Below are 25,223 nucleotides of genomic sequence, written 5' to 3' on the forward strand. Positions count from 1 at the left end.
ACCATGACCTTAAAAGAATTGTTCGTAGGTTTCGGCACCCAGGTACGCAGTATCTGGATGATCGGCCTGCATGCGTTCGCGAAACGCGAAACGCAGATGTATCCGGAAGAGCCGGTCTATCTACCGCCCCGTTTTCGTGGTCGTATCGTTCTGACTCGTGATCCAGACGGTGAAGAGCGCTGCGTTGCCTGTAACCTGTGTGCGGTAGCGTGTCCGGTAGGCTGTATCTCTCTGCAAAAAGCAGAGACCAAAGACGGTCGCTGGTATCCGGAGTTTTTCCGCATTAACTTCTCACGCTGCATTTTCTGCGGTCTGTGCGAAGAAGCCTGTCCGACAACGGCTATTCAGCTGACTCCAGATTTCGAGCTGGGTGAGTACAAGCGCCAGGACCTGGTTTACGAGAAAGAGGATCTGCTGATCTCCGGTCCGGGCAAATACCCGGAATATAACTTCTACCGGATGGCAGGTATGGCAATCGACGGCAAAGATAAGGGCGAAGCAGAGAACGAAGCTAAGCCTATCGACGTCAAGAGCCTGTTACCGTAAGGAGAGGGGCAATGGAGTTCGCTTTTTATATCTGTGGCCTGATAGCCATTCTCGCAACCTTGCGGGTGATCACCCACACCAATCCGGTACACGCGTTGCTGTACCTGATTATTTCGCTGCTGGCGATTTCTGGGGTGTTCTTCTCGTTAGGCGCTTACTTTGCCGGTGCGCTGGAAATTATCGTCTACGCGGGTGCCATCATGGTGCTGTTCGTATTCGTGGTGATGATGCTCAACCTTGGTGGTTCTGAAATTGAACAGGAACGTCAGTGGCTGAAGCCGCAGGTGTGGATTGGTCCGGCGATTCTGTCGGCCATCATGCTGGTGGTTATTGTTTACGCCATTCTGGGCGTTAACGATCAGGGCATCGACGGTACGCCAATTAGCGCGAAAGCGGTCGGTATTTCCCTGTTCGGACCGTATGTACTGGCGGTTGAACTGGCTTCGATGCTGCTGCTGGCGGGTCTGGTTGTTGCCTTCCACGTGGGGCGCGAAGAGCGTTCTGGTGAAGTGCTGAGCAATCGCACCGATGACCGCGCGAAAAGAAAAACGGAGGAGCACGCATGATCCCCTTACAACATGGACTGATCCTCGCTGCGATCTTATTCGTGCTGGGCTTAACCGGTCTGGTTATCCGCCGCAATCTGCTGTTTATGCTGATCGGGCTGGAAATCATGATTAACGCCTCCGCGCTGGCCTTTGTGGTCGCCGGAAGCTACTGGGGCCAGACCGATGGTCAGGTGATGTATATTCTCGCCATCAGCCTTGCGGCTGCCGAAGCGAGCATTGGGCTTGCGCTGTTGCTGCAACTTCATCGCCGTCGCCAGAACCTGAACATCGATTCAGTAAGTGAGATGCGTGGATGAACATGCTTGCCTTAACCATTATTCTGCCATTTATTGGCTTTGTATTACTGGCGTTTTCTCGTGGTCGTTGGTCAGAAAATCTGTCCGCTACCGTGGGTGTCGGTTCGATCGGCCTGGCCGCGCTGGTGACTGCGTTTGTTGGCGTTGATTTCTTTGCCAATGGTCAGCAGGCTTACAGCCAGCCGCTGTGGACGTGGATGTCAGTCGGTGACTTCAACATCGGTTTTAACCTGGTGCTGGACGGCCTGTCGCTGACCATGCTCTCCGTGGTGACCGGCGTTGGTTTCCTGATCCACATGTTCGCTTCCTGGTATATGCGCGGAGAAGAGGGCTATTCTCGTTTCTTCGCCTACACCAACCTGTTTATCGCCAGCATGGTGGTTCTGGTACTGGCGGATAACCTGCTGCTGATGTACCTCGGCTGGGAAGGCGTGGGCCTGTGCTCCTATCTGCTGATTGGTTTCTACTACACCGATCCGAAGAATGGCGCTGCGGCAATGAAAGCCTTCGTGGTAACCCGCGTTGGTGACGTATTCCTGGCGTTCGCGCTGTTCATCCTCTACAACGAGCTGGGCACGCTGAACTTCCGCGAAATGGTGGAACTGGCGCCTGCGCACTTTGCAGACGGTAACAACATGCTGATGTGGGCAACCCTGATGCTGCTGGGCGGTGCGGTCGGTAAATCTGCACAGCTGCCGTTGCAGACCTGGCTTGCTGATGCGATGGCCGGCCCGACGCCTGTCTCCGCGTTGATCCACGCCGCGACGATGGTTACCGCTGGTGTCTACCTGATAGCTCGTACGCACGGCCTGTTCCTGATGACGCCTGAAATCCTGCACCTGGTGGGGATTATCGGTGCTATCACTCTGGTGCTGGCGGGTTTTGCTGCGCTGGTACAGACCGACATCAAACGCGTTCTTGCGTACTCCACCATGAGCCAGATTGGTTATATGTTCCTGGCTCTCGGCGTACAGGCGTGGGATGCGGCGATTTTCCACCTGATGACGCACGCCTTCTTTAAAGCGCTGCTGTTCCTGGCATCCGGCTCGGTTATCCTGGCTTGCCACCACGAACAGAACATCTTCAAGATGGGCGGTCTGCGTAAGTCAATTCCGCTGGTGTATCTCTGCTTCCTGATCGGTGGCGCGGCGCTGTCAGCTCTGCCGCTGATTACCGCTGGCTTCTTCAGTAAGGATGAGATTCTGGCCGGTGCAATGGCGAATGGTCATATTAATCTGATGGTTGCAGGTCTGGTTGGTGCGTTCATGACCTCTCTGTATACCTTCCGTATGATTTTCATCGTGTTCCACGGTAAAGAACAAATTCACGCTCACGCAGGGAAGGGGATTACCCATCATCTGCCGCTGATTGTGCTGATGATCCTGTCCACCTTCGTTGGCGCGCTGATTGTGCCGCCGCTGCAGGGTGTACTGCCTGCGACGACCGAGCTTGAGCATGGTCGCGTCATGACGCTGGAAATTACTTCCGGTATCGTAGCGATTGCGGGCATCCTGATCGCAGCATGGCTGTGGCTGGGTAAACGCACGCTGGTGACATCGATTGCGAACAGTGCGCCGGGCCGCCTGCTGGGTACCTGGTGGTATAACGCCTGGGGCTTCGACTGGCTGTACGACAAAGTGTTCGTCAAGCCATTCCTGGGTGTTGCCTGGTTGCTGAAACGCGATCCGCTCAACTCAATGATGAACATTCCGGCGATCCTTTCCCGCTTTGCAGGTAAAGGCCTGCTGTTGAGCGAGAACGGTTATCTGCGCTGGTATGTCGCATCAATGAGCATCGGCGCCGTCGTTGTGCTGGCACTGTTGATGGTACTGCGTTGAGTTTGAGGATTGTGGCGTTGATGTCGGATGGCGCTGGCGCTTATCCGACCTACGGGAATCTGTAGGCCCGGTAAGCGTTCGCGCCACCGGGCAAAAAAAGCCGCAATCCGAAGTGAATTTTCTGTTTTGAGAATTCGTTGAAAATCAGGTCCTGATGGGACTTTAACAAGGAATAAAGATCGCCATGTTACTACCCTGGCTAATATTAATTCCCTTTATCGGTGGCTTCCTGTGCTGGCAGACCGAACGCTTTGGCGTGAAGGTGCCGCGCTGGATCGCGCTGATTACCATGGGATTGACGCTGGCGCTTGGCCTGCAACTGTGGTTGCAGGGCGGCTATTCACTGACGCAATCCGCTGGCATTCCGCAGTGGCAGTCTGAATTTGTTCTGCCGTGGATCCCACGTTTTGGCATCTCTATTCATCTGGCTATCGACGGTCTGTCGCTGCTGATGGTAGTGCTGACCGGTCTGCTCGGTGTTCTGGCGGTACTTTGCTCCTGGAATGAAATCGAAAAATACCAGGGCTTTTTCCATCTGAACCTGATGTGGATCTTAGGCGGCGTGATCGGCGTGTTCCTTGCCATCGACATGTTCCTGTTCTTCTTCTTCTGGGAAATGATGCTGGTGCCGATGTACTTCCTGATCGCGTTGTGGGGGCATAAAGCCTCTGACGGTAAAACGCGTATCACGGCGGCGACCAAGTTCTTCATTTATACCCAGGCGAGTGGTCTGGTGATGTTGATTGCCATCCTGGCGCTGGTGTTTGTGCACTATAAAGCGACCGGTGTGTGGACCTTCAACTATGAAGAGCTGCTGAATACCCCGATGTCCCACGGTGTGGAATATCTGCTGATGCTGGGCTTCTTCATCGCCTTCGCGGTGAAAATGCCGGTGGTTCCGCTGCACGGCTGGTTGCCGGATGCGCACTCCCAGGCGCCGACGGCAGGTTCCGTTGACCTGGCGGGGATCTTGCTGAAAACCGCGGCTTACGGTCTGCTGCGCTTCTCTCTGCCGCTGTTCCCGAACGCGTCGGCGGAGTTTGCACCTATCGCAATGTGGCTGGGCGTTATCGGTATCTTCTATGGCGCGTGGATGGCCTTTAATCAGTACGATATCAAACGTCTGATCGCTTACACCTCCGTATCGCACATGGGCTTCGTACTGATTGCTATCTACACCGGCAGCCAGCTGGCGTACCAGGGTGCTGTTATCCAGATGATTGCGCACGGTCTGTCCGCAGCCGGTCTGTTCATTCTGTGTGGTCAGCTGTACGAACGTCTGCACACGCGTGATATGCGTATGATGGGCGGCCTGTGGGGCAAAATGAAATGGTTGCCTGCGCTGTCGATGTTCTTCGCAGTGTGTACGCTGGGTATGCCGGGTACAGGTAACTTCGTTGGCGAATTTATGATTCTGTTCGGCAGCTACCAGGTGGTTCCGGTCATTACCGTGATCTCGACTTTTGGTCTGGTGTTTGCCTCTGTTTACTCGCTGGCGATGCTGCATCGCGCTTACTTCGGTAAAGCGAAGAGCCAGATTGCCAGTGTTGAACTGCCAGGGATGTCGCTGCGTGAGCTGTTTATCATCCTGTTGCTGGTCGTGCTTCTGGTACTGCTTGGCTTCTATCCGCAGCCGATTCTGGATACCTCGCATTCTGCGATGAGCAACATCCAGCAGTGGTTTGTTAATTCCGTTACTACTACAAGGCCGTAAATCGCCATGACAATAACTCCACAACACCTGATTGCGCTGCTACCGCTGCTGATCGTCGGCTTGACGGTGGTGGTTGTGATGCTCTCCATTGCGTGGCGACGCAATCACTTCCTCAATGCCACGCTGTCGGTCATTGGGCTTAACGCCGCGCTGGTTTCGCTCTGGTTTGTTGGCCAGGCGGGCGCCATGGACGTCACCCCGCTGATGCGGGTTGACGGTTTCGCCATGCTCTACACCGGGCTGGTGCTACTGGCGAGTCTTGCCACCTGTACCTTCGCTTACCCGTGGCTGGAAGGCTACGATGACAACCGGGAAGAGTTCTACCTGTTGGTGCTGATTGCCGCACTTGGCGGTATTCTGCTGGCTAACGCTAACCATCTGGCGGCGCTGTTCCTTGGTATTGAGCTGATCTCTCTGCCGCTGTTTGGTCTGGTTGGCTATGCGTTCCGTCAGAAACGTTCGCTGGAAGCCAGTATCAAATACACCATTCTGTCTGCCGCAGCGTCTTCCTTCCTGCTGTTCGGTATGGCGCTGGTGTACGCGCAGTCTGGAAATCTGTCGTTTGTTGCACTCGGTAAGAGCCTCGGCGACGGCATGCTGCACGAACCGCTGCTGCTGGCTGGCTTCGGTCTGATGATTGTTGGCCTCGGCTTTAAGCTCTCGCTGGTTCCGTTCCACCTGTGGACCCCAGACGTATACCAGGGTGCTCCTGCTCCGGTTTCCACCTTCCTGGCGACGGCGAGTAAAATCGCTATCTTCGGCGTGGTGATGCGTCTGTTCCTGTACGCCCCGGTAGGGGATAGCGAAGCGGTACGTATCGTACTGGGCGTAATTGCCTTTGCTTCCATCATCTTCGGTAACCTGATGGCGCTGAGCCAGACCAATATTAAACGTCTGCTCGGTTACTCTTCTATCTCTCACCTCGGTTACCTGCTGGTGGCGCTGATTGCTCTGCAGAGCGGCGAGATGTCGATGGAAGCGGTTGGCGTTTACCTGGCCGGTTACCTGTTCAGCAGCCTCGGCGCGTTCGGTGTGGTCAGCCTGATGTCCAGCCCGTACCGCGGCCCGGATGCGGACTCTCTGTTCTCCTACCGTGGTCTGTTCTGGCATCGTCCGATCCTCGCGGCAGTGATGACGGTGATGATGCTGTCTCTGGCAGGTATCCCGATGACGCTGGGCTTTATCGGTAAGTTCTACGTACTGGCCGTCGGTGTGCAGGCTAACCTGTGGTGGCTGGTTGCCGCTGTGGTGGTCGGTTCCGCGATTGGTTTGTACTACTACCTGCGCGTTGCCGTGAGCCTGTACCTGAGCGCACCGCAACAGCTGAACCGTGATGCGCCGTCTAACTGGCAGTACAGCGCGGGCGGTATCGTAGTGCTGATTTCTGCCCTGCTGGTTCTGGTGCTGGGTATTTACCCACAACCGCTGATCAGCATTGTGCAGTTAGCGACTCCGCTGATGTAAACGAAATGCAGAAACGAAAAAACCCGCCTTGGCGGGTTTTTTTATGCGTGAAATACGGTCAGTTTAATAGCTGACGGCTCACCAGCGGACCGCTGATGCCTTTCGCTGTGCGATCCATCACTTCCTGGATCACTGAAGAAAGCTCATTGACTTCGAATTTGGCCACGTAGCCATCCGCTTTTACTCGGCGAACGTGATCTTCGTTCGCGCTACCGGAAAGCGAAGAGTGGATAACGACCGGGATTTTCTTCAGACGTTCGTCGGTTTTTATCTTACGGGTAAGCGTAAAACCGTCCATCTCCGGCATTTCGAGATCGGTGAGCACCAGGGCGATCTTCTCACTGATTGGCTTGCCCTCCGCCTGCGCTTCTGCGGAAAGCTGCTGTATTTTTTCCCACGCATCCTGACCTGTTACATGCATCAGATGCGGGATCTCCATGGCGTTAAGCCCTTTTTCCAGCATGGCGCGGGCCACTTTGGAATCATCAGCCACAATCGCCACCGCACCCGGCGTGATGTTGAATTTATTGGTTTTAAGATCGGTTGCGCGCAGGTCGTGGTTCGCCGGTACGATGTCGTACAGGATCTGCTCAACGTCGAGCACCAGCGCCAGATTGTTGGTCTCTTTGTTGTCGTCCAGGCAAGCGATACTGGTGATATAGCGACCATTGACGGCTTTCTCAGCGGTATGCACCTGTTGCCAGTCCAGGCGCATAATGTTTTCCACTGACTCCACAGCAAACGCCTGGACGCTGCGGGCATATTCTGTGATCAACAGGATGTTGAGTCCGGTCTCTGGCTTACAGCCCGCAACGGCGGGCAGGTCAATCACCGGGATCACCTGATCGCGAATATTAACCATACCCAGTAACGGGGCCTTCATACCCGCCGGACGCGTAAAGGTCGGCATCGGCACGATTTCACGTAGCTTGAATACGTTGATGCCAAACAGCTCTGATTTCTGCTCCTCGACGGATTTGCCGAGGCGAAACAGCAGCAGTTCAAAACGGTTAGACAGGGTTAGGTTTGTCCTGTCATCAATATCTTTCTGGAAATTGTTCATCCTGTCCTCAGTGTGAAAGCCAGCCTTTCTACTGTTATCGGCACTGAGGCGGAAAAATAGAGCATTAAACGGTGAAAATGGTGAAATCGTGAGCCAGTTCCGTGTCTGGAAATATTGCTTTGCACTCTTCGAGTAACCGCAGACAGCCTTTTTCATCGTAGCGTGAGCTCACGTGGGTCATTATCAGGCGTCCCACTCCGGCCTCAAGCGCCAGCTTTGCGGCTTGTCGGGTCGAGCTGTGCCCGCGACTGTTTGCTTTTTCCTCCATTGACGCGTCCAGCGTGGTTTCGTGTACCATGACATCTACACCTCGAGCCAGTTCAATGGCGGACGCGCAGGGTCCTGTGTCACCGAAAATAGCGACTGATTTTCCCCTGGTGGGCGGGGAAAGAAAATCGGCACCGTTAATCGCTCGACCATCCTCCAGCACGATGGTTTTTCCGGCTTTCAAATCCTGAAACCACGGGCCCGCTTTAACGTCTGCCGCCTTCAGGGCATTGGCGTCAAGCGCACCCGGTTTATCGTGCTCTTGAATGCGAAAACCGTAGCATTCCAGCGGATGCGCCAGCGGGTACGCCGTTACTTTTCGCAGGCCGTCATCCACAATCTCACCCGCGGTAATTTCCACAATATCCAGCGGATAATCGGTCCAGGAGCCGCTCAGACGCAATGCGGTTTCGGTAAACTCTCGCAACCCTTTTGGCCCGTAGAGCGTCAGAGGCTGGACATTGCCGGCCATTGAGCGACTGCACAGTAGCCCCGGTAAACCAAACAGGTGATCGCCGTGCAGATGGCTGATAAAAATACGATCGAGTTTTCCTGGATTGAAAGGCGTGGTGAGCATCTGATGCTGCGTCCCTTCGCCGCAATCAAAAAGCCACAGCCCCGCCTGAGTCGGGTGTTGCAGATTCAGTAAAATTGCCGTTACATTGCGTGAGCGCGTGGGGACTCCCGCAGACGTGCCTAAAAATAGTAATTCCATCTTTGCGTTACACTTTTCGCCATCAATAAGGCAGGGTGTTCAGGTTATCACAACATAGGGGCAGACAATGATTCACTGGCAAGATCTCCACCATGCAAAGCTGAGTACCCAACAACTGTACGCACTACTTCAGCTACGATGCGCGGTGTTTGTAGTTGAGCAACAGTGTCCGTACCAGGATGTGGATGGCGATGACCTGGCCGGAGAGAATCGGCATATTCTGGGCTGGCATAACGATGAGCTGGTGGCGTATGCGAGGATTCTGAAAAGCGATGACGAGCTGGAGCCGGTAGTGATTGGTCGGGTGATTGTAAGCGAAGCGCTGCGTGGTGAAAAACTGGGGCAACAGCTAATGGCCCAGACGCTGGCATCCTGCGTGCAACACTGGCCACACAAGGCGTTGTATCTGGGCGCGCAGGCGCATCTGCAATCGTTCTATGCGCGCTTTGGCTTTGTTCCGGTGACGGATATCTATGACGAAGATGGTATTCCACACGTCGGAATGGCGCGGGAAGCACATCAGGCGTAAACAGGCGCAATCAGTCCAGGTTGTCTATAGTTAGCGGGTACGTCAATAGAAAGGGAGAATATAATGTCTTTTCATTCTTATGAATCACGTATCGATGATGATCTGGAATTATTAAGCGAAACGCTGGAAGAGGTGCTGCGTTCTTCTGGCGACCCAGCAGATCAAAAATACCTTGAGTTAAAAGCGCGGGCAGAGCGGGCGTTAGAAGAGGTGAGAAATCGCGTCAGCCATGCTTCTGATAGCTACTATTACCGTGCGAAAAAAGCCGTTTGTCGGGCGGATGACTATGTGCACGAAAAACCCTGGCGCGGAATCGGCGTTGGCGCCACAGTCGGTTTAGTGATGGGATTATTGTTAGCGCGGCGATAAATTCCGTTCTGTCATCGCATTTGTACGTACTCCCTAACTGGGGGTACTGCTTTTTCTGCTCAGTACCCCGTATAATGAGAGGTTTTTAACAGGGAGAGGTCCGCGTGCATTCAATCACTACTGCGCTGGAAAGTCTGATGCGTCATTTATCGCAAGAGATGCCAGCAGCACCTGGAATTCGTATTTACGATATACCTTTCCCACTGAATGATGCGTTTGACGCTTTAGGATGGCTGGCCAGTCAACCCGTCTGGCCCCAGTTTTACTGGCAGCAGCGTAACGGCGATGAAGAAGCCGCCGTATTAGGGGCCGTCGCCGCATTTTCCTCGCTGGAATCAGCCCAGCAATTTTTACATCAGCATGATAATCATCCCGACCTGCGTATCTGGGGCCTGAATGCCTTTGAGCCTCAGCGTGGCAATTTACTGCTGCCGCGGCTGGAGTGGCGACGTTGTGCCGGAGTGGCGAGCTTACGCTTACATCTCTATAGCGACGTGTCGCTACGTGAAGACGCTGCACAAGCGATCGCCTTCATCTCATCGCTTGCTCCCGTAAAACCGCTCCCTGCATTGCGTTTGAATTTGACGGGAGAACAGCACTGGCCGGAGAAAGCTGGCTGGATAGACCTGATAAAACTCGCTACTCAAACGATCGCAGGAGAAGACCTCGATAAGGTCGTGCTGGCGCGGGCGACCGATTTACAGTTTTCTCAGTCGGTTAATGCCGCTGCCGTGATGGCTTCCAGCCGTCGCTTAAATCTGAACTGCTACCATTTCTTTATGGCATTCTCCGCCGACACCGCTTTTCTTGGCTCTTCTCCTGAACGTCTGTATCGACGACGTGATACGGCGCTGCGCACCGAGGCGCTGGCCGGAACTGTGGCCAATCACCCTGAGGATCATCGGGCCTGGCAATTGGGCGACTGGCTAATGAAAGATGACAAAAACCAGCGCGAGAATATGCTGGTGGTCGAAGATATTTGCCAGCGGCTACAAGGCTGTACGCAAACTCTCGATGTGCTGCCACCGCAGGTGCTCAGGCTGCGTAAAGTGCAGCACCTGCGCCGTTGCATCTGGACGGAACTGAATCAGGCCGACGATACGCTTTGCCTGATGCAGCTCCAGCCCACGGCGGCCGTTGCCGGTATTCCGCGTGAGCTGGCGCGTGAGTTCATCCAACAAAATGAACCCTTTGAACGCGAGTGGTATGCCGGTTCAGCGGGTTATCTTTCTTTGCGCCAAAGCGAGTTTTGTGTGTCATTGCGTTCGGCGAAAATTAGCGCAAACGTGGTACGCCTGTATGCCGGGGCAGGGATTGTACGTGGCTCAGATCCTGAGCAGGAATGGCAAGAAATAGACAATAAAGCTGCAGGGTTACGTACTTTATTACAGATGGAAGGATAGTGATTTCGTGTATATTTCCGATTCATATCAAAAATCCATTTATTCGATTCTCTATACTGTGTCGCAATATTGATACCGGACAATCTCATGTCAGTAAGCGCATTTAACCGACGCTGGGCGGCGGTCATTCTGGAAGCTCTCACTCGCCACGGCGTCAGGCATGTCTGCATTGCCCCTGGCTCTCGTTCTACACCGTTGACGCTGGCGGCAGCGGAAAACCCCGCATTCATCCACCACACCCATTTTGACGAGCGCGGTCTTGGGCATCTGGCTTTAGGTCTGGCAAAAGTCAGCCGGCAGCCTGTCGCCGTGATTGTGACGTCCGGTACCGCGGTGGCGAATTTATATCCCGCGTTGATTGAAGCGGGCCTGACCGGTGAAAAACTGATTTTACTTACGGCAGACCGACCGCCAGAGCTTATCGACTGTGGCGCGAACCAGGCGATTCGTCAGGCCGGAATGTTTGCCTCGCATCCATCGCAAACGCTCTCTTTACCGCGTCCGACTCAGGACATTCCGGCAAGCTGGCTGGTATCCACTATTGATAATGCATTAGCTGCCCTGCATAGCGGGGCGGTTCATATCAATTGCCCGTTTGCGGAACCGCTGTATGGCGATATGGACGAAACGGGGATTGCCTGGCAGCAGCGCCTCGGCGACTGGTGGCAGGACGATAAACCCTGGCTGCGAGAAGCGCGTCGGCTGGAAAGCGACAAACAGCGCGACTGGTTTTTCTGGCGACAAAAACGCGGCGTAGTCATTGCCGGTCGCATGAGCGCGGAAGAAGGTAAGAAGGTTGCGCAGTGGGCGCAGACATTAGGCTGGCCGCTGATTGGCGATGTTCTGTCGCAAACCGGACAACCGCTGCCGTGCGCCGACCTGTGGCTGGGAAATGCGAAAGCTGTAGCTGAATTGCAGCAGGCGCAGATTGTGGTGCAGCTTGGTAGCAGCCTGACCGGAAAACGTCTGCTGCAATGGCAGGCCAGCTGCGATCCGCAGGAATACTGGATTGTCGATAATATCGAAGGCCGCCTCGATCCGGCCCATCATCGCGGCCGCAGGTTGGTAGCGAAAGTTGGCGACTGGCTGGAGCTACATCCGGCGGAGAAACGTCAGCCCTGGTGTATTGAGATCCCTCGTCTGGCGCAACAGGCCTGGCAGGCGGTAGAAGCCCGTCGTGAGGCGTTTGGTGAAGCGCAACTAGCCCACCGTATCCGCGACTACTTGCCGGAGCAGGGCCAGCTGTTCGTGGGTAACAGTCTGGTGGTGCGCCTGATTGATGCGCTGTCGCAGCTTCCGGCTGGTTACCCGGTCTATAGCAACCGTGGCGCGAGCGGTATTGACGGCCTGCTGTCAACAGCAGCTGGTGTACAGCGTGCCAGCGCGAAATCGACGCTGGCGATTGTTGGCGATTTATCTGCATTGTATGACCTGAATGCGCTGGCGTTATTGCGCCAGGTTTCTGCACCGTTTGTCCTGATAGTGGTCAATAATAACGGCGGGCAGATTTTTTCCCTGCTGCCGACGCCAGCCAGCGAACGCGAACGGTTCTATCTGATGCCGCAGAACGTACATTTCGAGCATGCTGCCGCCATGTTTAACCTTAAATACCAGCGCCCGGAAAACTGGGAGCAGCTGGAGAGCGCGTTGACTAACGCGTGGCGTACACCTGCGGCCACGGTGATTGAGCTGGTGGTGAACGAAACTGACGGGGCGCAAACCTTGCAGCAACTGCTGGCGAAGGTAAGTCACCTATGATCCTGCATGCGCAGGCGAAAGAGGGGCAGACGGGGTTTCCCTGGCTGGTTTTCCTGCACGGTTTCTCTGGTGATTGTCAGGAATGGCAGACGGTCGGCGAAGCGTTTCAGGATTATTCGCGGCTATACATCGACCTGCCGGGACACGGTGGCTCCGCTGACATCAGCGTGAGCGGGTTTGATGATGTCAGCGTTTTGCTGCGTAATACTCTACTTAGTTACAACATACTTAACTGCTGGCTGGTGGGATACTCTCTTGGCGGCAGAGTCGCGATGATGGCGGCCTGTCAGGAGATGCCCGGGCTTTGTGGTCTGGTGGTTGAGGGTGGACATCCCGGCTTGCAAAGCGAAGAAGCGCGCATTCAGCGTCGTCTCTCGGATGGCCGCTGGGCTGCGCGTTTTCGCGCAGAGCCGCTACGTGAGGTGTTTAATGACTGGTATCAACAGCCCGTTTTTTCCTCGCTGAACGCGGCACAAAGAGAGGCGCTGGTCGCTCTGCGTAGCCAGAATAATGGGCAAACGCTGGCGGCAATGCTGGAGGCCACCTCGCTTGCCGTACAACCTGATTTACGTGCGCAACTCACGATGCGCACATTTCCGTTTTATTATTTATGTGGTGAACGTGACGATAAATTCCGCGCTCTGGCGGCGGAAATATCAGTACCAAACCATGTGATTCGTAATGCCGGACACAACGCGCATCGGGACAACCCCGCGGGCGTAGTGGACTGTCTGGCTCAGATTCTGCGTCGCTGACTATAGGACATTTTATGATCTATCCTGATGAAACAATGCTTTACGCACCGGTAGAATGGCACGATTGCTCTGAAGGCTATACCGACATTCTTTACGAGAAATCCACCGACGGTATCGCAAAAATCACCATTAATCGTCCGCAGGTACGCAATGCCTTCCGTCCGGTCACCGTGAAAGAGATGATCCAGGCGCTGGCGGATGCTCGCTATGATGACAACATCGGCGTAATTATTCTGACCGGTGCTGGCGACAAAGCGTTCTGCGCAGGCGGCGATCAGAAAGTACGTGGTGACTACGGCGGATATCAGGATGACTCCGGTGTGCATCACCTGAACGTACTGGACTTCCAGCGCCAGATTCGTACCTGTCCGAAACCGGTAGTAGCGATGGTTGCAGGTTTCTCCATTGGCGGCGGCCATGTGCTGCACATGATGTGTGACCTGACCATTGCGGCTGAAAACGCCATCTTCGGTCAGACCGGTCCGAAAGTCGGTTCCTTCGACGGCGGTTGGGGCGCTTCCTACATGGCGCGCATCGTCGGTCAGAAAAAAGCGCGTGAAATCTGGTTCCTGTGCCGTCAGTACGATGCGAAACAGGCGCTGGATATGGGCCTGGTCAACACCGTGGTTCCGCTGGCGGATCTGGAAAAAGAGACCGTACGCTGGTGTCGCGAAATGCTGCAAAACAGCCCAATGGCGCTGCGCTGCCTGAAAGCCGCACTGAACGCCGACTGTGATGGTCAGGCAGGTCTGCAGGAGCTGGCTGGTAACGCCACTATGCTGTTCTACATGACGGAAGAAGGTCAGGAAGGCCGTAACGCCTTTAACCAGAAACGTCAGCCTGATTTCAGCAAATTCAAACGGAATCCGTAATGCGTAGCGCGCAGGTATACCGCTGGCAGATCCCCATGGACGCGGGGGTGATTCTGCGCGACAGGCGGTTAAAAACGCGTGACGGGTTGTACGTTTGTCTTCGTGACGGTGAGCGCGAAGGGTGGGGAGAGATCTCCCCGCTGCCGGGCTTCAGTCAGGAAAGCTGGGAAGAGGCGCAAACCGAGCTGCTGGCCTGGGTGAAAGGCTGGCTGCAAGGGGATGACTCCTTACCGCAACTGCCTTCGGTCGCCTTTGGCGTAAGCTGTGCGCTGGCCGAACTGACTGGCGTATTGCCACAGGACGCGGACTATCGTGCTGCGCCGCTGTGCACGGGCGATCCTGACGATCTGGTGCTACAACTGGCGGACATGCCGGGCGAAAAAGTGGCGAAGATCAAGGTCGGTCTGTATGAAGCGGTCCGCGACGGCATGGTAGCCAATCTGCTGCTTGAGGCGATCCCGGAGCTGCATTTGCGACTTGACGCCAACCGGGCCTGGACGCCGTTGAAAGCTCAGCAGTTCGCGAAATACGTTAATCCGGAGTATCGCGGACGCATTGCCTTCCTCGAAGAACCGTGCAAAACCCGCGACGACTCCCGTGCCTTCGCGCGTGAAACCGGCATTGCCATCGCCTGGGATGAAAGCCTGCGTGAAGCGGATTTCACCTTCGAAGCCGAAGAAGGCGTCAAGGCCGTTGTTATCAAACCTACGCTGACCGGCAGTCTCGATAAAGTCCGTGAACAGGTGGCTGCGGCACATGCGCTTGGTCTTACTGCCGTTATCAGTTCGTCAATCGAGTCGAGTCTGGGCTTAACCCAGCTGGCGCGAATTGCCGCATGGTTAACGCCGCAGACCATTCCGGGTCTGGATACCCTGAGCCTGATGCAGTGCCAGCAGGTTCGCACCTGGCCGGGTAGCACGTTGCCGTGTATCGACGTTGATGCGCTGGAACGTCTGCTATGACCCAGCAGGAAAGGTCCGATAGCGTGAGCTTATCGGGCTTGGTACAACCGGGTGACTGGCCGTGGCGTCACTGGCGACAGGTTCGTGCGAAGGTGCCAGCCTTACGCCTCAACGATGAGGTATTAAGCTGGAGCGCTCTCTGCACACGTGTAGATCACCTGGCCTGCGGTTTTGCCGCTCAGGGCGTGGAAGAGGGCGATGGTGTTCTGCTTCGCGCGTGGAATCATCCGCGCGCTTTGCTGGCCTGGCTCGCGCTGCTGCAATGTGGGGCGCGGGTTTTACCTGTGAACCCACAGTTGCCTCAGCCGCTGCTTGATGCGCTGATCCCGGACTTAACGCTACGTTTTGCGCTGGATCTGGAGGCCGCTATCGCACTTCCGGAACTCAGCCCGTTGCAGATGCAGCCATTGCCAGGCGATCACGCCGCAGCGTGGTTGCCTGAACGTTTGAGCACGATGACGTTAACTTCAGGTTCTACCGGATTGCCAAAAGCGGCTGTTCATACCTGTCAGGCGCATCTGGCAAGCGCGCAGGGCGTCCTGTCATTAATGCCGTTTGGTGCTGAGGATGACTGGCTGCTCTCGCTGCCGCTGTTTCATGTTTCCGGCCAGGGTATTTTGTGGCGCTGGTTGTTCGCCGGAGCGCGAATGACCGTGCGCGACAAGCAGCCGCTGGAGCAAATGCTGGCTGGATGTACCCACGCTTCACTGGTGCCCACGCAGCTGTGGCGCTTGCTGGTCAACAACACGCCAGTCACGCTCAAAGCGGTACTGCTGGGCGGCGCTGCAATTCCTGTTGAATTGACGGAGCAAGCGCGCGAGCAAGGGATTCGTTGCTGGTGCGGTTACGGATTAACGGAGTTTGCTTCTACGGTCTGTGCGAAAGAGGCGGATGGTCTGGCAGATGTGGGTTCCCCTCTGGCAGGCAGAGAAGTCAGAATCGTTGATGATGAAGTCTGGCTACGGGCTGCCAGCATGGCGCAAGGTTACTGGCGTAACGGACAGCTTATTCCTTTAGTGAACGCGGAAGGCTGGTTTGCAACCCGCGATCGCGGCATGCTAAAGGACGGCAAGTTAACGATTGTCGGTCGTATGGATAATCTGTTTTTTAGCGGCGGGGAAGGTATACAGCCGGAAGAAGTGGAACGCGTGATTGCAGCGCATCCGCATGTTCTACAAGCCTTTATTGTGCCGATAGAAGACAAAGAGTTTGGCCATCGCCCGGTGGCGGTCATTGAGTATGACGCTAATGTTGGAGAAACTAATCTCGCAGTGTGGGTAAAAGATAAGCTGGCCCGCTTTCAGCAGCCGGTATGTTGGCTAACATTGCCGCCCGAGCTCAAAGCTGGAGGAATTAAAATTTCGCGCCGTGCGTTATTGGATTGGGTAAGCGCTTCATCATTAACATTAAGAAAACATTAACAGTATTTCTCGTTTTTGTCATTCCGCAGCTATTGTCTTTTTGTTTACCTGCTAAAGTGTAACCTATTGTGAAATTTATTAACAAAAGGTGCGCTATGGAATGGCATGTGAAGAAGTCTTGCTGTCACAAAAAAGCAGGGAAGCTCTATATCGTACTTTGCGATAGCGGTGGTTCGCTAAAGATGCTTGCTGAGGCGCAATCTTCCGAGCGGGTTAAGCCCGGCGATCTCCTTTCACCGCTGAAGGATGCACAGTATTGTATTAACCGCGATAAATCCCGGGTCATTAAGGTAATTGATGCCAGACAGTACATCTGTGATGAATGGGAACGTCTGTTACGACAGTCTGAAGATAAGTAATCTCAGGGTTGGTGTTTGCGTGAAGGCAGAAAAATCGTCATTAGCCCTGCCATGATGCACAGTACCCCTGCCAGCGCTTTCACTGAAAATGTTCCCTGCCAGCCGGGCAGGATCATTGAGGCAACCCACACCAGCACATAGCTCAGGCTGAGTAGGGCATAGGCTTTGCTCAGCGCGAGTTGGTGTAGGGCTTTATGCCAGCAAATCACTGACAGTAAATACCCTGTCAATCCGGCATATAAAGCAAACGCTCCGATACTGACAGAGAATACGGCAGAGATGAACGCCAGCGGCTGCAGCATTGGCGGCAGATTATCCATCGCAAAGCCGAGGCTCAACTGGGCGATGGAGGTGATCATCACGCTACATAATCCCCAAAACACGCCCATTACACTGCACTCCCAAGAATAAATATGCCGGTAATGATCAGCCCAACGCCCAGCCAGTGGCGGGTTGTTACGGGTTCGCGCCAGATTTTCCATGCGGCGAGAGTAACCCAGACAAAGTTAAGGCTCAGCATGGGATAGGCAATACCGACAGGAATGTTTTGTAAAACCGCCAGCCATAGCAGCATGGCCAGGCCGAGGCTTGCCAGAGCAAGCCCAATCCATTGCGTAATGTAGCGTTTTCGCGCACGAACAGACACCGGTCGGGTCGCCTGCTTCTGGCATAGCTGGCCGCAGACGCTGAGTAGGCTGGCGAGGACTAAGGCTATCCAGATCATTTGGGCCGATACTGAATCAGGACCAGACGCCCCTGATTATCAATGTAGTCAGCGGGAGGGATGGCAAGTTGATTAATATCTTCATTCTTATCAATCGAGAGCACGAGCGTAATGTTTCCTTGCTGTCGATGTTGCGCTAACCAGTCGGCAAAGCCTTCCCGGCTGACAAAGCGACCCTGGGCATCCGGGTAGTTGAGGCCATATTTTAACTCGCCCGTTTGTCCGTACATCATGATGTCGTCGCGCTTCAGGCTCCAGGCCAGTCCCGCAGCGACGCCAACGCTGTCGGTGAGAATATAACGGCTCGGCTCCAGCGATTCTTTGGTCATCTCGACAAAAAACTGCGGCTGTTTAGATTCCATCACCCGGTCAGGAATGGAGAAGCCAAATAACAGCGCCAGCCCTAATGGGCATAGTGCTGCGAATTTCCAGTTCTTCTTGCGGTTATTTAGCGTATACCAGCCAAAAAGCGTCCAGATGATAAAGATGCCCCAGGCACAAAAAACCTTATACGTTTCGATATGCGACCAGACTGGCGTCTTCAATGGACCCAGCGTGGAAACAATAAACGTGGCGACGATGCCGACGATGCCGAACAGCACGTTGATCCAACCATTCACGCGCAGCGCGGTCGAGCCTTTTTCCGCAGCCTGCAGGCCGAAGCGCGCCGTTAATATCGCCAGCGGCGCGAAGCAGGAAAGAATATAGGTCGGCAGTTTTCCTTTCGCGATGCTGAAAAACAGGATTGGCATAATAATCCAGCTTAACAGGTACAGAGCACTGCGCGGAACATCCCGCTCACGCCAGCCCGTACGCAGCGCGCCGGGGAGTAGCCCGAGCCACGGTAATGTGCCTGCCACAAATATCGGGATGTAGTACCAGATAGGAGCCTTATGCTGGGCATCATCCTGCGCAAAGCGCTGAATATGTTCAACCCAGAAGAAGTAATGCCAGAAATCCGGCTCGCGTTGCGCAATCGCTATACCCCACGGTAGTACGATCGCGATGCAGCCGATCACCGCCAGCAGACCGTAGAGAATGAGGTCTTTCCAACGCTTTTGTGCAAAAACCCATGGTAATACGCTAAGCACAGGGACGGCGAGTGCCAGAAAACCTTTGGTCATTACACCCATACCGCAGGTCAGACCAAGCAGCAAAAAAGCGATGATTTTGCGTGTTCTGGTGGTGGCCTGCATGCCTTCCCAAAAACAGCACATGCCCGCCATCAGCCAAAGCGCAATGATGGGATCAAGTACCGCGTAGGTGCCGATGCTGTAAACCGAAAAAAACGTTAAAAAGATAGCGGAGGAGAGTACGGCGGTACGCTTATCCTGCCACAGTCGCATGGCAAGCCAGGCTACCAGTAGCGCCGTCAACAAAGTGGCAAAAATAGCCCCCGCTCTGACGCCAAAATTATTGGCGCCAAACAACCATTGTCCGATGCTGTTCAACCAGTATCCGGCAATTGGTTTTTCAAAATAACGCAGCCCTAAAAAGTGTGGAACGATCCAGTCACCAGAGTTGAGCATTTCCCGGCTGATTTCAGCATAGCGCGTTTCATCAGGCTGCCAGAGCATACGGCTGTTGATAGGTAAAATAAAATACAGTGCGATTAAAGCGATAAATGCCAGAGTGTAGCGGGCAGCAGATTTCATTGTGTCACACTCAACGGTTGTTGGCAGCCGAGCCATCCCTCTCTGCCGGGTATTTTTCCACGTACGATCTGTCCTAACGGCAGTGTACTGATGTCGTCAGGTAACAGCTCGCCAAGCGGGCAGAATGTCATCCCCATGTCCGCGGCGCGAGTAAGCAGCTCGTCAAAATTCTGATGAAAGGCGATGCCTTCAACTTCCGCATGAATGGTGTACACCGGTGTTCCTCTGCTCATCTGGATGTGGGAGAGGATATAAGAGTTGAAGTCCACCGCCTGGACCTCCTGACCAACCACCTCATCCCATGTTGGTAGGGTGACGGGAATTTGTGGCGTCCCCGTTTTCCCGGATTCCAGCACCGGACGAAATAACGACGTTCCCCGACAGTCACTGTTATAGCGCAGATGGAATGCTTCTTTGGCATGGACGACACGGTTGTCGGCACGCCATCCGGCAACGGCAGAGCAGGAGACTGGCTGACTGATGATGGCTTCAAGTGCGGTGATGCCTTGCGAAATATCATCAATCAGCTGTTTGTCATTCCAGTTTCCGCTTCGCGCCTGCCAGGCGTGATGATCCCAGGCATGCAAACCGGTTTCATGAATCTGGGCGGTTTGTGCAATGATTGCCGCGTTGGCCTGGCCAATCTCTTTTCCCGGCCATGCGGTTCCCGCCAATAAAATATCCCATCCGTAGAGCGATGCTGCGTTTGAACGCAGCATTTTCCACAGAAATTGCGGCTTCACAAGACGCCAGAGATGGCGCCCCATGTTGTCAGGCCCAACGCTAAAGAAAAAACTTGCCCGAACGTTATGTCGGTTTAATGTCTCCAGCAGGCGGGGCACGCCTTCGCGCGTCCCCCTGAATGTATCGACATCAATACGCAAGCCTACTTTGGTCATGATGTGTGTTCCGTGATATCCACACTGCGTAAGAAGAAGTCCAGCGTCTCTTCTACCGTTTCCTGCATCTCAATGGTCGGTTCCCAGTTCAGGCAGCGTTTTGCATTGCGAATGTTAGGCTTACGATGCTCAACGTCTTGATAACCTTTACCGTAGTAGCTGCTGCTTTCGACGTCACGGAAACCGGCAAACGGCGGGAAGTGGTTACGCAACGGATGTTTTTCAAAGCAGGAAAGCAGCATTTCTGCCAGTTCCTGAATACTTGCTTCGTTCTGCGGATTACCGATGTTGATAATCTCACCGTCACAGCGGCCGCCTTCGTTTTCAATGATGCGGTACAGAGCTTCGATACCATCGCGAATGTCGGTAAAGCAGCGTTTTTGCTTACCGCCTTCAATCAGCTTAATCGGTGAACCTTCCACGAGGTTGAGGATCAGCTGTGTAATGGCGCGTGAGCTGCCGATACGCGCGGCGTTAAGGCTGTCCAGACGCGGTCCCATCCAGTTAAACGGGCGGAACAGGGTGAAGCGCAATCCCTCTTTTTCGCCGTACGCCCAGATAACACGGTCCAGTAACTGCTTGGATACGGAGTAGATCCAGCGTGGTTTATTGACCGGACCGACGATCAGATTCGAACTGTCTTCATCAAAGACTTTGTCGGTACACATGCCGTAGACTTCAGAGGTTGACGGGAAAATGATGCGCTTGCGGTATTTCACGCAGTAACGAATGATTTTCAGGTTTTCTTCAAAATCGAGCTCAAATACGCGCAGCGGGTTGCGGGTATATTCGATAGGCGTTGCGATCGCCACCAGCGGCAGCACAACGTCGCATTTTTTCACATGATATTCAATCCATTCGGAGTGAATGCTGATATCACCTTCGACGAAATGGAATCGCGGATGTTGCAGGAAACGCCCAATGGCGTCGCTGCCAATATCGAGTCCATACACTTCGTAATTATCTTCTTGTAGCAGGCGCTCGGTCAGATGGTTACCAATGAAGCCGTTAACGCCGAGGATCAGTACGCGAGTCCGGCGTTTGCTGGTGGTCACTGACTGGCTGTTCAGGCGAGAACCTGGCACCAGACCCAGAACTTGCGCCAGTTGTGAACCCTGCATTGCAATACCATCGCCAGCTTGTCCGGTAATAATCTCCAGTGCACCATCGACACAGGCGATCAGTAAAGGAGACACGGAGATGACGGTGCCCGGCTGGGCCGCAATGTCGTTTGTGCAAACGCGCGATGACCAGACGGTGAACTTTTGTGTGCCAACATAGCTAAATGCGCCCGGCCACGGATCGCTGACGGCGCGGACCTGGTTATGTAACTCCGCGGCAGCTTTGTACCAGTCGAGGAAGCTATCTTCCGGCGTACGGCGACCAAAACAGGTAGCATCTGCTTCCTGTTGGGGGAGTTCTGCATAATCTCCTGTTTTAATCGCGGGCAGCGCCTCTTCCAGCAGGTGACGCGCTGCCTGGCACAGCTTATGGTGCAGCGTTAACGCCACATCATCTGGTGAAATAGCAACGCGCTGCTGGGCAACAATGGCACCGGCATCCGCGCGTTTGACCATGCGGTGAAGCGTGACGCCGGTTTCGGTTTCGCCATTGACCAATACCCAGTTCAGCGGGGCGCGACCACGGTATTTCGGCAGCAGCGAGCCGTGCAGATTAAATGCGCCCTTAGGGGCAAGACTGAGGATCTCATCACTCAGTAAATGGCGATAGTAGAATGAGAAGATAACATCCGGCGCCAGCTGGCTAATGCGCTCAACCCACAGGGGATGATTAACCTCGTCGGGGGCGTAAACCGGAATACCGGCGCTGGCCGCGAGGCGGGAAACAGATCCAAAAAACGCTTTTTCACCCGGATTGTCTGTGTGCGTAAAAATGGTAGCGATTTCATAACCTGCATCCAACAAGGCCTGGACACCCTGACATCCCATATCGTGATAGGCAAATACGACGGCTTTCATGCGCGGTTTTCCTCGGTTGACTGCGTGGTTTGTGGGCGAATAACGTGTTGAACAAAATAGCGGGGGCGGGCGCGGACATCGTTATAGATGCGACCGATATATTCGCCGAGTAAACCCATGCCAATAAACTGTGCGCCGATAAAGGTAAACAGGACGGCAAACAGCATGAATACCCCTTCCGCTGCCCACTGTGGGCCGAGCGTCAGGCGCAGAACAACAAGCAGGACTGATAAGGTAAAGCCCGTGGCGGCGATCACGCTGCCCAACAGGCTTAGCATGCGAAGCGGTGTTGTGGTAAGGCAAGTTACCAGGTCATACATCAGGTTGATCAGACGCATGAAGCTGTATTTGGAGTCACCAAATTCACGCTCTGCATGATGTACCGGGATCTCCGTGGCGCGACGGGCAAAAATGTTGGCCAGAATAGGGATAAAGGTGCTGCGCTCCTGGCAATGCAGCATGGCATCGACGATGTGACGGCGATAGGCGCGTAGCATGCAGCCGTAATCACCCATTGCTTTACCGGTGGTGCGCTGTATCAGATGGTTGATCATTCGTGAGGCGGTCTTACGAAATATGCTGTCCTGACGGTTCTGGCGTACCGTGCCTACCACATCGAAGCCTTCATCTGCGGTGGCGACCAACCGTGGGATCTCCTCCGGCGGGTTTTGCAAATCGGCATCCAGCGTGATGATCAAGTCTCCGGTGACATGGCTGAAACCGGCCATAATCGCCGAGTGCTGTCCGTAATTACGATTCAGTAAAATAGAGACAATATGGCTGTTCGGTGCCTGAGAGGCGTCCATCATCAACTGAGCGGAACGGTCGCTGCTGCCGTCGTCGATGAGCAGAATTTCATAGTCTTTGCCCAATTTCTCACAGGCGGCGCTGGTGCGTCTGATTAACTCTGGCAGGCTTTCCTGTTCATTAAAAACGGGAATGACTACCGAGACTTTTTTGATCGGGGCTGCTTCAAACATGGTTATTGTCCTGCAATCTCGCGAAGTGCCGTGATGACCCGCTGGGTGTCAGCGTCGGTCATGTCAGGGAATAGCGGCAGCGAGCAGATGCGCGCGCTGTTCCATTCAGTATTTGGGAGCGAAAGGGTAGTGAAGCGTTCGCGATAATATTTTTGCGTATGGGCCGCACGAAAATGCAGACCGGTGCCGATATCTTTGGTCTTCAGCGCTTCCATCAGGGCATCTCTGCTCAGCCCGCAGCGCGTTTCGTCAACTCGAATGATGAATAAGTGCCAGGCATGAACGTGCGACCATTGGGGCAGGCCCAGCGGTTGAAATGGCGTATCAGCCAGCGCTTGTTGATAGTGCTGGGCAATTTGCGCCCGGCGTGAGTTCAGTTGCTCCAGCTTATTCAGCTGTACCAGCGCAATAGCGGCATTGATATCCGTCAGGTTGTATTTGTATCCAGGTGCAAGCACTTCGGCTTGTGGTGCCCGGCCGTAGGTTTGTCGATCAAAAGCATCAACGCCCAGACCGTGAAACTTCAGGCTGCGAAGCCGCTGAGCGAGCTGGCTGTCGTCGGTAACGATCAGTCCACCTTCCGCACAGGTGATATTTTTAATAGCGTGAAACGAGAAGATTGCCGTACCGCGAGCACCGACATGACGGCCCTTATACAATGTCCCTACGGCATGGGCTGCATCTTCTATTACCGGGATGCCATAACGTTCGCCAATGGCATAAATCGCGTCGAGGTCGGCGGGAGCGCCAGCGTAATGTACCGGAACAATGGCTTTGGTTCGTGGGGTGATAGCGGCTTCAATTTGCTCAGGTGTGACCATAAGCGTATCGCGGTCGACGTCGATCATGACGGGCGTTGCCCCCAGCAGGACAATCATGTTGAGGGTAGAAACCCACGTCATCGACGGCGTTATGACCTCGTCGCCTGCGCTTACGCCCAATGCCATCAGCGTGATGTGCATACCCGCCGTGGCGGAGCAGATGGCGACGGCGTGTTGATTTCCTGTGAGCTGACAGAAGGCTTCTTCCAGCTGTTGATTTTTCGGGCCGGTGGTTATCCACCCAGAGTCCAGAACTGCCTTCACTGCGGCAAGTTCTTCAGCACCCATTGCCGGGCGAGAGAAAGGCAAAAAGTCAGACATCATTATTCCTTCAAGCCATTTAACGCCACCAAAGCTTTATTTTTAGTGATAAACAGGGGCGTCGTTAATTATTTGATCAGGCTACAAAGGTTAATGACTGAAGGTTAATTTATCCTTAAGAGTTTAAGGTTTGAGAGAGGCAAGAAAATAGCGACATTCTCTCTATATACATTTGATAGTAAATAACTTTTATGGGGATTATGTTGTCTTGGCGACACTGCTGCTTACTGTAGACAGGTGGCTGCAATGCCGCTATTAAGAGGGGAATATTTATGTCGCTATTATAATGATAACTTAAAGTAACCCCTTCAAGGTCAACGTCTTACGTGTGGCGATATTTAAATCGTAGGCACTGAGATCTTCTGGTTTAACCCAGGCGAATGCCTGGAACTCTTCGTTAATCTTCACTTCACGATTTGCCGCGACACAATCGAAGATAAGATAAATCATGTAAATCTCTTCCTGACTGCCATCAGCATAGGTTTTAGTGCGAATATCATCACTGAAGGTCCAGGGGGTAATTTCTGATAACACCAGTTGTTCGCCCAGCTCTTCCCTCACTTCACGGCGCAGAGCTTCTTCAATACGTTCACCTGGTTCAACACCGCCGCCAGAAAGCGCCCACTGGCCGGGAAACACACCGCGGTCATCAGCCATTTTGCAGAGTAAATAACAGCCATCGTTTTGAATTAATGGGCATACAATCGTTCTTTGGCGCATCATTCGAGTCCTTGTTGGGGAAGTAGAGAAAATTCCGTCATGCACGCATCTTACCTTTTGCTGGTGGCAGAAAAAATGTTTCATCGGTGATTAAGAGCGCTTTGGCAAGGAAAACAGGATGTTTGTTGAAAATGACGTTCTGGGACGTCCAACTGTGTAATTGGCACAAGAATTTAACCTTAAATAAATCTTGTGAGTAGTATTTAGTTACAATATGTCATTGC

At 54.0% G+C, this 25,223-nt stretch carries 25 protein-coding genes; 15 read left to right on the forward strand and 10 right to left on the reverse strand.

Annotation, left to right across the window (positions count from 1 at the left end):
* The first annotated feature begins 3 nt into the window (after window positions 1-3).
* The 6 genes from nuoI to nuoN all read left to right on the forward strand — a co-directional run bounded on the left by nuoI (window position 4) and on the right by nuoN (window position 6,427).
* Window positions 4-546: an NADH-quinone oxidoreductase subunit NuoI gene (gene nuoI / locus IB222_RS07370; RefSeq protein WP_003028062.1), complete on the forward strand. Its 543-nt coding sequence runs from the start codon at window positions 4-6 to the stop codon at window positions 544-546.
* Window positions 547-557: 11 nt separating this feature from the next.
* A complete protein-coding gene (nuoJ, locus tag IB222_RS07375) occupies window positions 558-1,112 on the forward strand; it encodes an NADH-quinone oxidoreductase subunit J (protein ID WP_003028059.1) in 555 nt (184 codons plus the stop codon).
* Window positions 1,109-1,411 (forward strand): NADH-quinone oxidoreductase subunit NuoK, encoded by a 303-nt coding sequence (gene nuoK / locus IB222_RS07380; RefSeq protein WP_000612644.1) that lies wholly within the window; start codon window positions 1,109-1,111, stop codon window positions 1,409-1,411. Before nuoJ ends, nuoK begins: the two co-directional genes overlap by 4 nt.
* A complete protein-coding gene (gene nuoL / locus IB222_RS07385; protein ID WP_003834744.1) occupies window positions 1,408-3,249 on the forward strand; it encodes an NADH-quinone oxidoreductase subunit L in 1,842 nt (613 codons plus the stop codon). Before nuoK ends, nuoL begins: the two co-directional genes overlap by 4 nt.
* Window positions 3,250-3,433: 184 nt before the next feature.
* Window positions 3,434-4,963 (forward strand): NADH-quinone oxidoreductase subunit M, encoded by a 1,530-nt coding sequence (gene nuoM / locus IB222_RS07390; protein WP_003027692.1) that lies wholly within the window; start codon window positions 3,434-3,436, stop codon window positions 4,961-4,963.
* Between the two features lie 6 nt (window positions 4,964-4,969).
* Window positions 4,970-6,427, forward strand: a complete 1,458-nt coding sequence (nuoN, locus tag IB222_RS07395; protein ID WP_003027689.1) for an NADH-quinone oxidoreductase subunit NuoN — start codon at window positions 4,970-4,972, stop codon at window positions 6,425-6,427.
* A gap of 58 nt (window positions 6,428-6,485) precedes the next feature.
* Here nuoN and IB222_RS07400 read toward each other — a convergent pair whose 3' ends face one another.
* Together IB222_RS07400 and rbn are read right to left on the reverse strand one after the other, a co-directional pair.
* Complete coding sequence (locus IB222_RS07400; protein WP_003834740.1) at window positions 6,486-7,490, reverse strand: chemotaxis protein; 1,005 nt, start codon at window positions 7,488-7,490, stop codon at window positions 6,486-6,488.
* A gap of 64 nt (window positions 7,491-7,554) precedes the next feature.
* Window positions 7,555-8,472 carry a ribonuclease BN gene (gene rbn / locus IB222_RS07405; protein ID WP_148361705.1) on the reverse strand — a complete coding sequence of 306 codons (918 nt, stop codon included), beginning with the start codon at window positions 8,470-8,472 and terminating at the stop codon, window positions 7,555-7,557.
* 67 nt (window positions 8,473-8,539) lie between these two features.
* On the opposite strand from rbn, the gene IB222_RS07410 reads away from it, so the two are divergent.
* The 9 genes from IB222_RS07410 (at window position 8,540) to pmrD (ending at window position 16,900) form a co-directional block, all read left to right on the forward strand.
* On the forward strand, window positions 8,540-9,001 hold the full coding sequence (locus IB222_RS07410; RefSeq protein ID WP_003834735.1) for a GNAT family N-acetyltransferase: 462 nt from the start codon (window positions 8,540-8,542) through the stop codon (window positions 8,999-9,001).
* A 63-nt stretch (window positions 9,002-9,064) separates the two neighbouring features.
* The gene (gene elaB / locus IB222_RS07415; protein ID WP_003027683.1) at window positions 9,065-9,370 is read left to right on the forward strand and encodes a stress response protein ElaB; all 306 of its coding nucleotides are present in this window, start codon (window positions 9,065-9,067) and stop codon (window positions 9,368-9,370) included.
* Window positions 9,371-9,474: 104 nt separating this feature from the next.
* Entirely contained in the window at window positions 9,475-10,773 is a 1,299-nt protein-coding gene (gene menF / locus IB222_RS07420; RefSeq protein ID WP_057066387.1) for an isochorismate synthase MenF, read from the forward strand.
* 87 nt (window positions 10,774-10,860) lie between these two features.
* Entirely contained in the window at window positions 10,861-12,531 is a 1,671-nt protein-coding gene (menD, locus tag IB222_RS07425; RefSeq protein ID WP_003834726.1) for a 2-succinyl-5-enolpyruvyl-6-hydroxy-3-cyclohexene-1-carboxylic-acid synthase, read from the forward strand.
* Window positions 12,528-13,286: a 2-succinyl-6-hydroxy-2,4-cyclohexadiene-1-carboxylate synthase gene (gene menH, locus IB222_RS07430; protein WP_148361707.1), complete on the forward strand. Its 759-nt coding sequence runs from the start codon at window positions 12,528-12,530 to the stop codon at window positions 13,284-13,286. Before menD ends, menH begins: the two co-directional genes overlap by 4 nt.
* Window positions 13,287-13,300: 14 nt before the next feature.
* A complete protein-coding gene (gene menB, locus IB222_RS07435) occupies window positions 13,301-14,158 on the forward strand; it encodes a 1,4-dihydroxy-2-naphthoyl-CoA synthase (RefSeq protein ID WP_003027671.1) in 858 nt (285 codons plus the stop codon).
* The gene (gene menC, locus IB222_RS07440; RefSeq protein WP_125112629.1) at window positions 14,158-15,120 is read left to right on the forward strand and encodes an o-succinylbenzoate synthase; all 963 of its coding nucleotides are present in this window, start codon (window positions 14,158-14,160) and stop codon (window positions 15,118-15,120) included. The genes menB and menC overlap by 1 nt, the downstream gene beginning before the upstream one ends.
* On the forward strand, window positions 15,117-16,541 hold the full coding sequence (gene menE, locus IB222_RS07445; protein ID WP_149384761.1) for an o-succinylbenzoate--CoA ligase: 1,425 nt from the start codon (window positions 15,117-15,119) through the stop codon (window positions 16,539-16,541). The genes menC and menE overlap by 4 nt, the downstream gene beginning before the upstream one ends.
* 95 nt (window positions 16,542-16,636) lie before the next feature.
* The gene (pmrD, locus tag IB222_RS07450) at window positions 16,637-16,900 is read left to right on the forward strand and encodes a signal transduction protein PmrD (RefSeq protein WP_003834715.1); all 264 of its coding nucleotides are present in this window, start codon (window positions 16,637-16,639) and stop codon (window positions 16,898-16,900) included.
* Window positions 16,901-16,902: 2 nt separating this feature from the next.
* On the opposite strand, the gene arnF is transcribed toward pmrD, so the two are convergent.
* From arnF to nudI, 8 genes are all read right to left on the reverse strand, one after another.
* The gene (gene arnF, locus IB222_RS07455; RefSeq protein WP_003834713.1) at window positions 16,903-17,289 is read right to left on the reverse strand and encodes a 4-amino-4-deoxy-L-arabinose-phosphoundecaprenol flippase subunit ArnF; all 387 of its coding nucleotides are present in this window, start codon (window positions 17,287-17,289) and stop codon (window positions 16,903-16,905) included.
* Entirely contained in the window at window positions 17,289-17,624 is a 336-nt protein-coding gene (gene arnE / locus IB222_RS07460) for a 4-amino-4-deoxy-L-arabinose-phosphoundecaprenol flippase subunit ArnE (protein ID WP_003834709.1), read from the reverse strand. The genes arnF and arnE overlap by 1 nt, the downstream gene beginning before the upstream one ends.
* Window positions 17,621-19,279, reverse strand: coding sequence for a lipid IV(A) 4-amino-4-deoxy-L-arabinosyltransferase (gene arnT / locus IB222_RS07465; RefSeq protein ID WP_149384762.1), 1,659 nt, complete (start codon window positions 19,277-19,279; stop codon window positions 17,621-17,623). The genes arnE and arnT overlap by 4 nt, the downstream gene beginning before the upstream one ends.
* Window positions 19,276-20,178: a 4-deoxy-4-formamido-L-arabinose-phosphoundecaprenol deformylase gene (gene arnD / locus IB222_RS07470; protein ID WP_149384763.1), complete on the reverse strand. Its 903-nt coding sequence runs from the start codon at window positions 20,176-20,178 to the stop codon at window positions 19,276-19,278. The genes arnT and arnD overlap by 4 nt, the downstream gene beginning before the upstream one ends.
* On the reverse strand, window positions 20,175-22,157 hold the full coding sequence (gene arnA, locus IB222_RS07475) for a bifunctional UDP-4-amino-4-deoxy-L-arabinose formyltransferase/UDP-glucuronic acid oxidase ArnA (RefSeq protein WP_149384764.1): 1,983 nt from the start codon (window positions 22,155-22,157) through the stop codon (window positions 20,175-20,177). Before arnA ends, arnD begins: the two co-directional genes overlap by 4 nt.
* Window positions 22,154-23,137: an undecaprenyl-phosphate 4-deoxy-4-formamido-L-arabinose transferase gene (gene arnC, locus IB222_RS07480; RefSeq protein WP_149384765.1), complete on the reverse strand. Its 984-nt coding sequence runs from the start codon at window positions 23,135-23,137 to the stop codon at window positions 22,154-22,156. Before arnC ends, arnA begins: the two co-directional genes overlap by 4 nt.
* 2 nt (window positions 23,138-23,139) lie before the next feature.
* The gene (gene arnB / locus IB222_RS07485) at window positions 23,140-24,279 is read right to left on the reverse strand and encodes a UDP-4-amino-4-deoxy-L-arabinose aminotransferase (protein ID WP_149384766.1); all 1,140 of its coding nucleotides are present in this window, start codon (window positions 24,277-24,279) and stop codon (window positions 23,140-23,142) included.
* 294 nt (window positions 24,280-24,573) lie between these two features.
* Window positions 24,574-24,999, reverse strand: coding sequence for a nucleoside triphosphatase NudI (gene nudI / locus IB222_RS07490; RefSeq protein WP_048215870.1), 426 nt, complete (start codon window positions 24,997-24,999; stop codon window positions 24,574-24,576).
* Window positions 25,000-25,223: the final 224 nt, after the last annotated feature.

The organism is Citrobacter sp. C13, from assembly GCF_014596815.2.
GTDB classification, from domain to species: Bacteria; Pseudomonadota; Gammaproteobacteria; order Enterobacterales; family Enterobacteriaceae; genus Citrobacter; species Citrobacter portucalensis.

What these genes read in the sequence shown, in the direction of transcription:
- nuoI (WP_003028062.1), top strand. Translation starts at nt 4, where the DNA reads ATGACCTTAAAAGAATTGTTCGTAGGTTTCGGCACCCAGGTACGCAGT.
- nuoJ (WP_003028059.1), top strand. Translation starts at nt 558, where the DNA reads ATGGAGTTCGCTTTTTATATCTGTGGCCTGATAGCCATTCTCGCAACC.
- nuoK (WP_000612644.1), top strand. Translation starts at nt 1,109, where the DNA reads ATGATCCCCTTACAACATGGACTGATCCTCGCTGCGATCTTATTCGTG.
- nuoL (WP_003834744.1), top strand. Translation starts at nt 1,408, where the DNA reads ATGAACATGCTTGCCTTAACCATTATTCTGCCATTTATTGGCTTTGTA.
- nuoM (WP_003027692.1), top strand. Translation starts at nt 3,434, where the DNA reads ATGTTACTACCCTGGCTAATATTAATTCCCTTTATCGGTGGCTTCCTG.
- nuoN (WP_003027689.1), top strand. Translation starts at nt 4,970, where the DNA reads ATGACAATAACTCCACAACACCTGATTGCGCTGCTACCGCTGCTGATC.
- IB222_RS07400 (WP_003834740.1), bottom strand. Translation starts at nt 7,490, where the DNA reads ATGAACAATTTCCAGAAAGATATTGATGACAGGACAAACCTAACCCTG.
- rbn (WP_148361705.1), bottom strand. Translation starts at nt 8,472, where the DNA reads ATGGAATTACTATTTTTAGGCACGTCTGCGGGAGTCCCCACGCGCTCA.
- IB222_RS07410 (WP_003834735.1), top strand. Translation starts at nt 8,540, where the DNA reads ATGATTCACTGGCAAGATCTCCACCATGCAAAGCTGAGTACCCAACAA.
- elaB (WP_003027683.1), top strand. Translation starts at nt 9,065, where the DNA reads ATGTCTTTTCATTCTTATGAATCACGTATCGATGATGATCTGGAATTA.
- menD (WP_003834726.1), top strand. Translation starts at nt 10,861, where the DNA reads ATGTCAGTAAGCGCATTTAACCGACGCTGGGCGGCGGTCATTCTGGAA.
- menH (WP_148361707.1), top strand. Translation starts at nt 12,528, where the DNA reads ATGATCCTGCATGCGCAGGCGAAAGAGGGGCAGACGGGGTTTCCCTGG.
- menB (WP_003027671.1), top strand. Translation starts at nt 13,301, where the DNA reads ATGATCTATCCTGATGAAACAATGCTTTACGCACCGGTAGAATGGCAC.
- menC (WP_125112629.1), top strand. Translation starts at nt 14,158, where the DNA reads ATGCGTAGCGCGCAGGTATACCGCTGGCAGATCCCCATGGACGCGGGG.
- menE (WP_149384761.1), top strand. Translation starts at nt 15,117, where the DNA reads ATGACCCAGCAGGAAAGGTCCGATAGCGTGAGCTTATCGGGCTTGGTA.
- pmrD (WP_003834715.1), top strand. Translation starts at nt 16,637, where the DNA reads ATGGAATGGCATGTGAAGAAGTCTTGCTGTCACAAAAAAGCAGGGAAG.
- arnF (WP_003834713.1), bottom strand. Translation starts at nt 17,289, where the DNA reads ATGGGCGTGTTTTGGGGATTATGTAGCGTGATGATCACCTCCATCGCC.
- arnE (WP_003834709.1), bottom strand. Translation starts at nt 17,624, where the DNA reads ATGATCTGGATAGCCTTAGTCCTCGCCAGCCTACTCAGCGTCTGCGGC.
- arnT (WP_149384762.1), bottom strand. Translation starts at nt 19,279, where the DNA reads ATGAAATCTGCTGCCCGCTACACTCTGGCATTTATCGCTTTAATCGCA.
- arnD (WP_149384763.1), bottom strand. Translation starts at nt 20,178, where the DNA reads ATGACCAAAGTAGGCTTGCGTATTGATGTCGATACATTCAGGGGGACG.
- arnA (WP_149384764.1), bottom strand. Translation starts at nt 22,157, where the DNA reads ATGAAAGCCGTCGTATTTGCCTATCACGATATGGGATGTCAGGGTGTC.
- arnC (WP_149384765.1), bottom strand. Translation starts at nt 23,137, where the DNA reads ATGTTTGAAGCAGCCCCGATCAAAAAAGTCTCGGTAGTCATTCCCGTT.
- arnB (WP_149384766.1), bottom strand. Translation starts at nt 24,279, where the DNA reads ATGTCTGACTTTTTGCCTTTCTCTCGCCCGGCAATGGGTGCTGAAGAA.
- nudI (WP_048215870.1), bottom strand. Translation starts at nt 24,999, where the DNA reads ATGCGCCAAAGAACGATTGTATGCCCATTAATTCAAAACGATGGCTGT.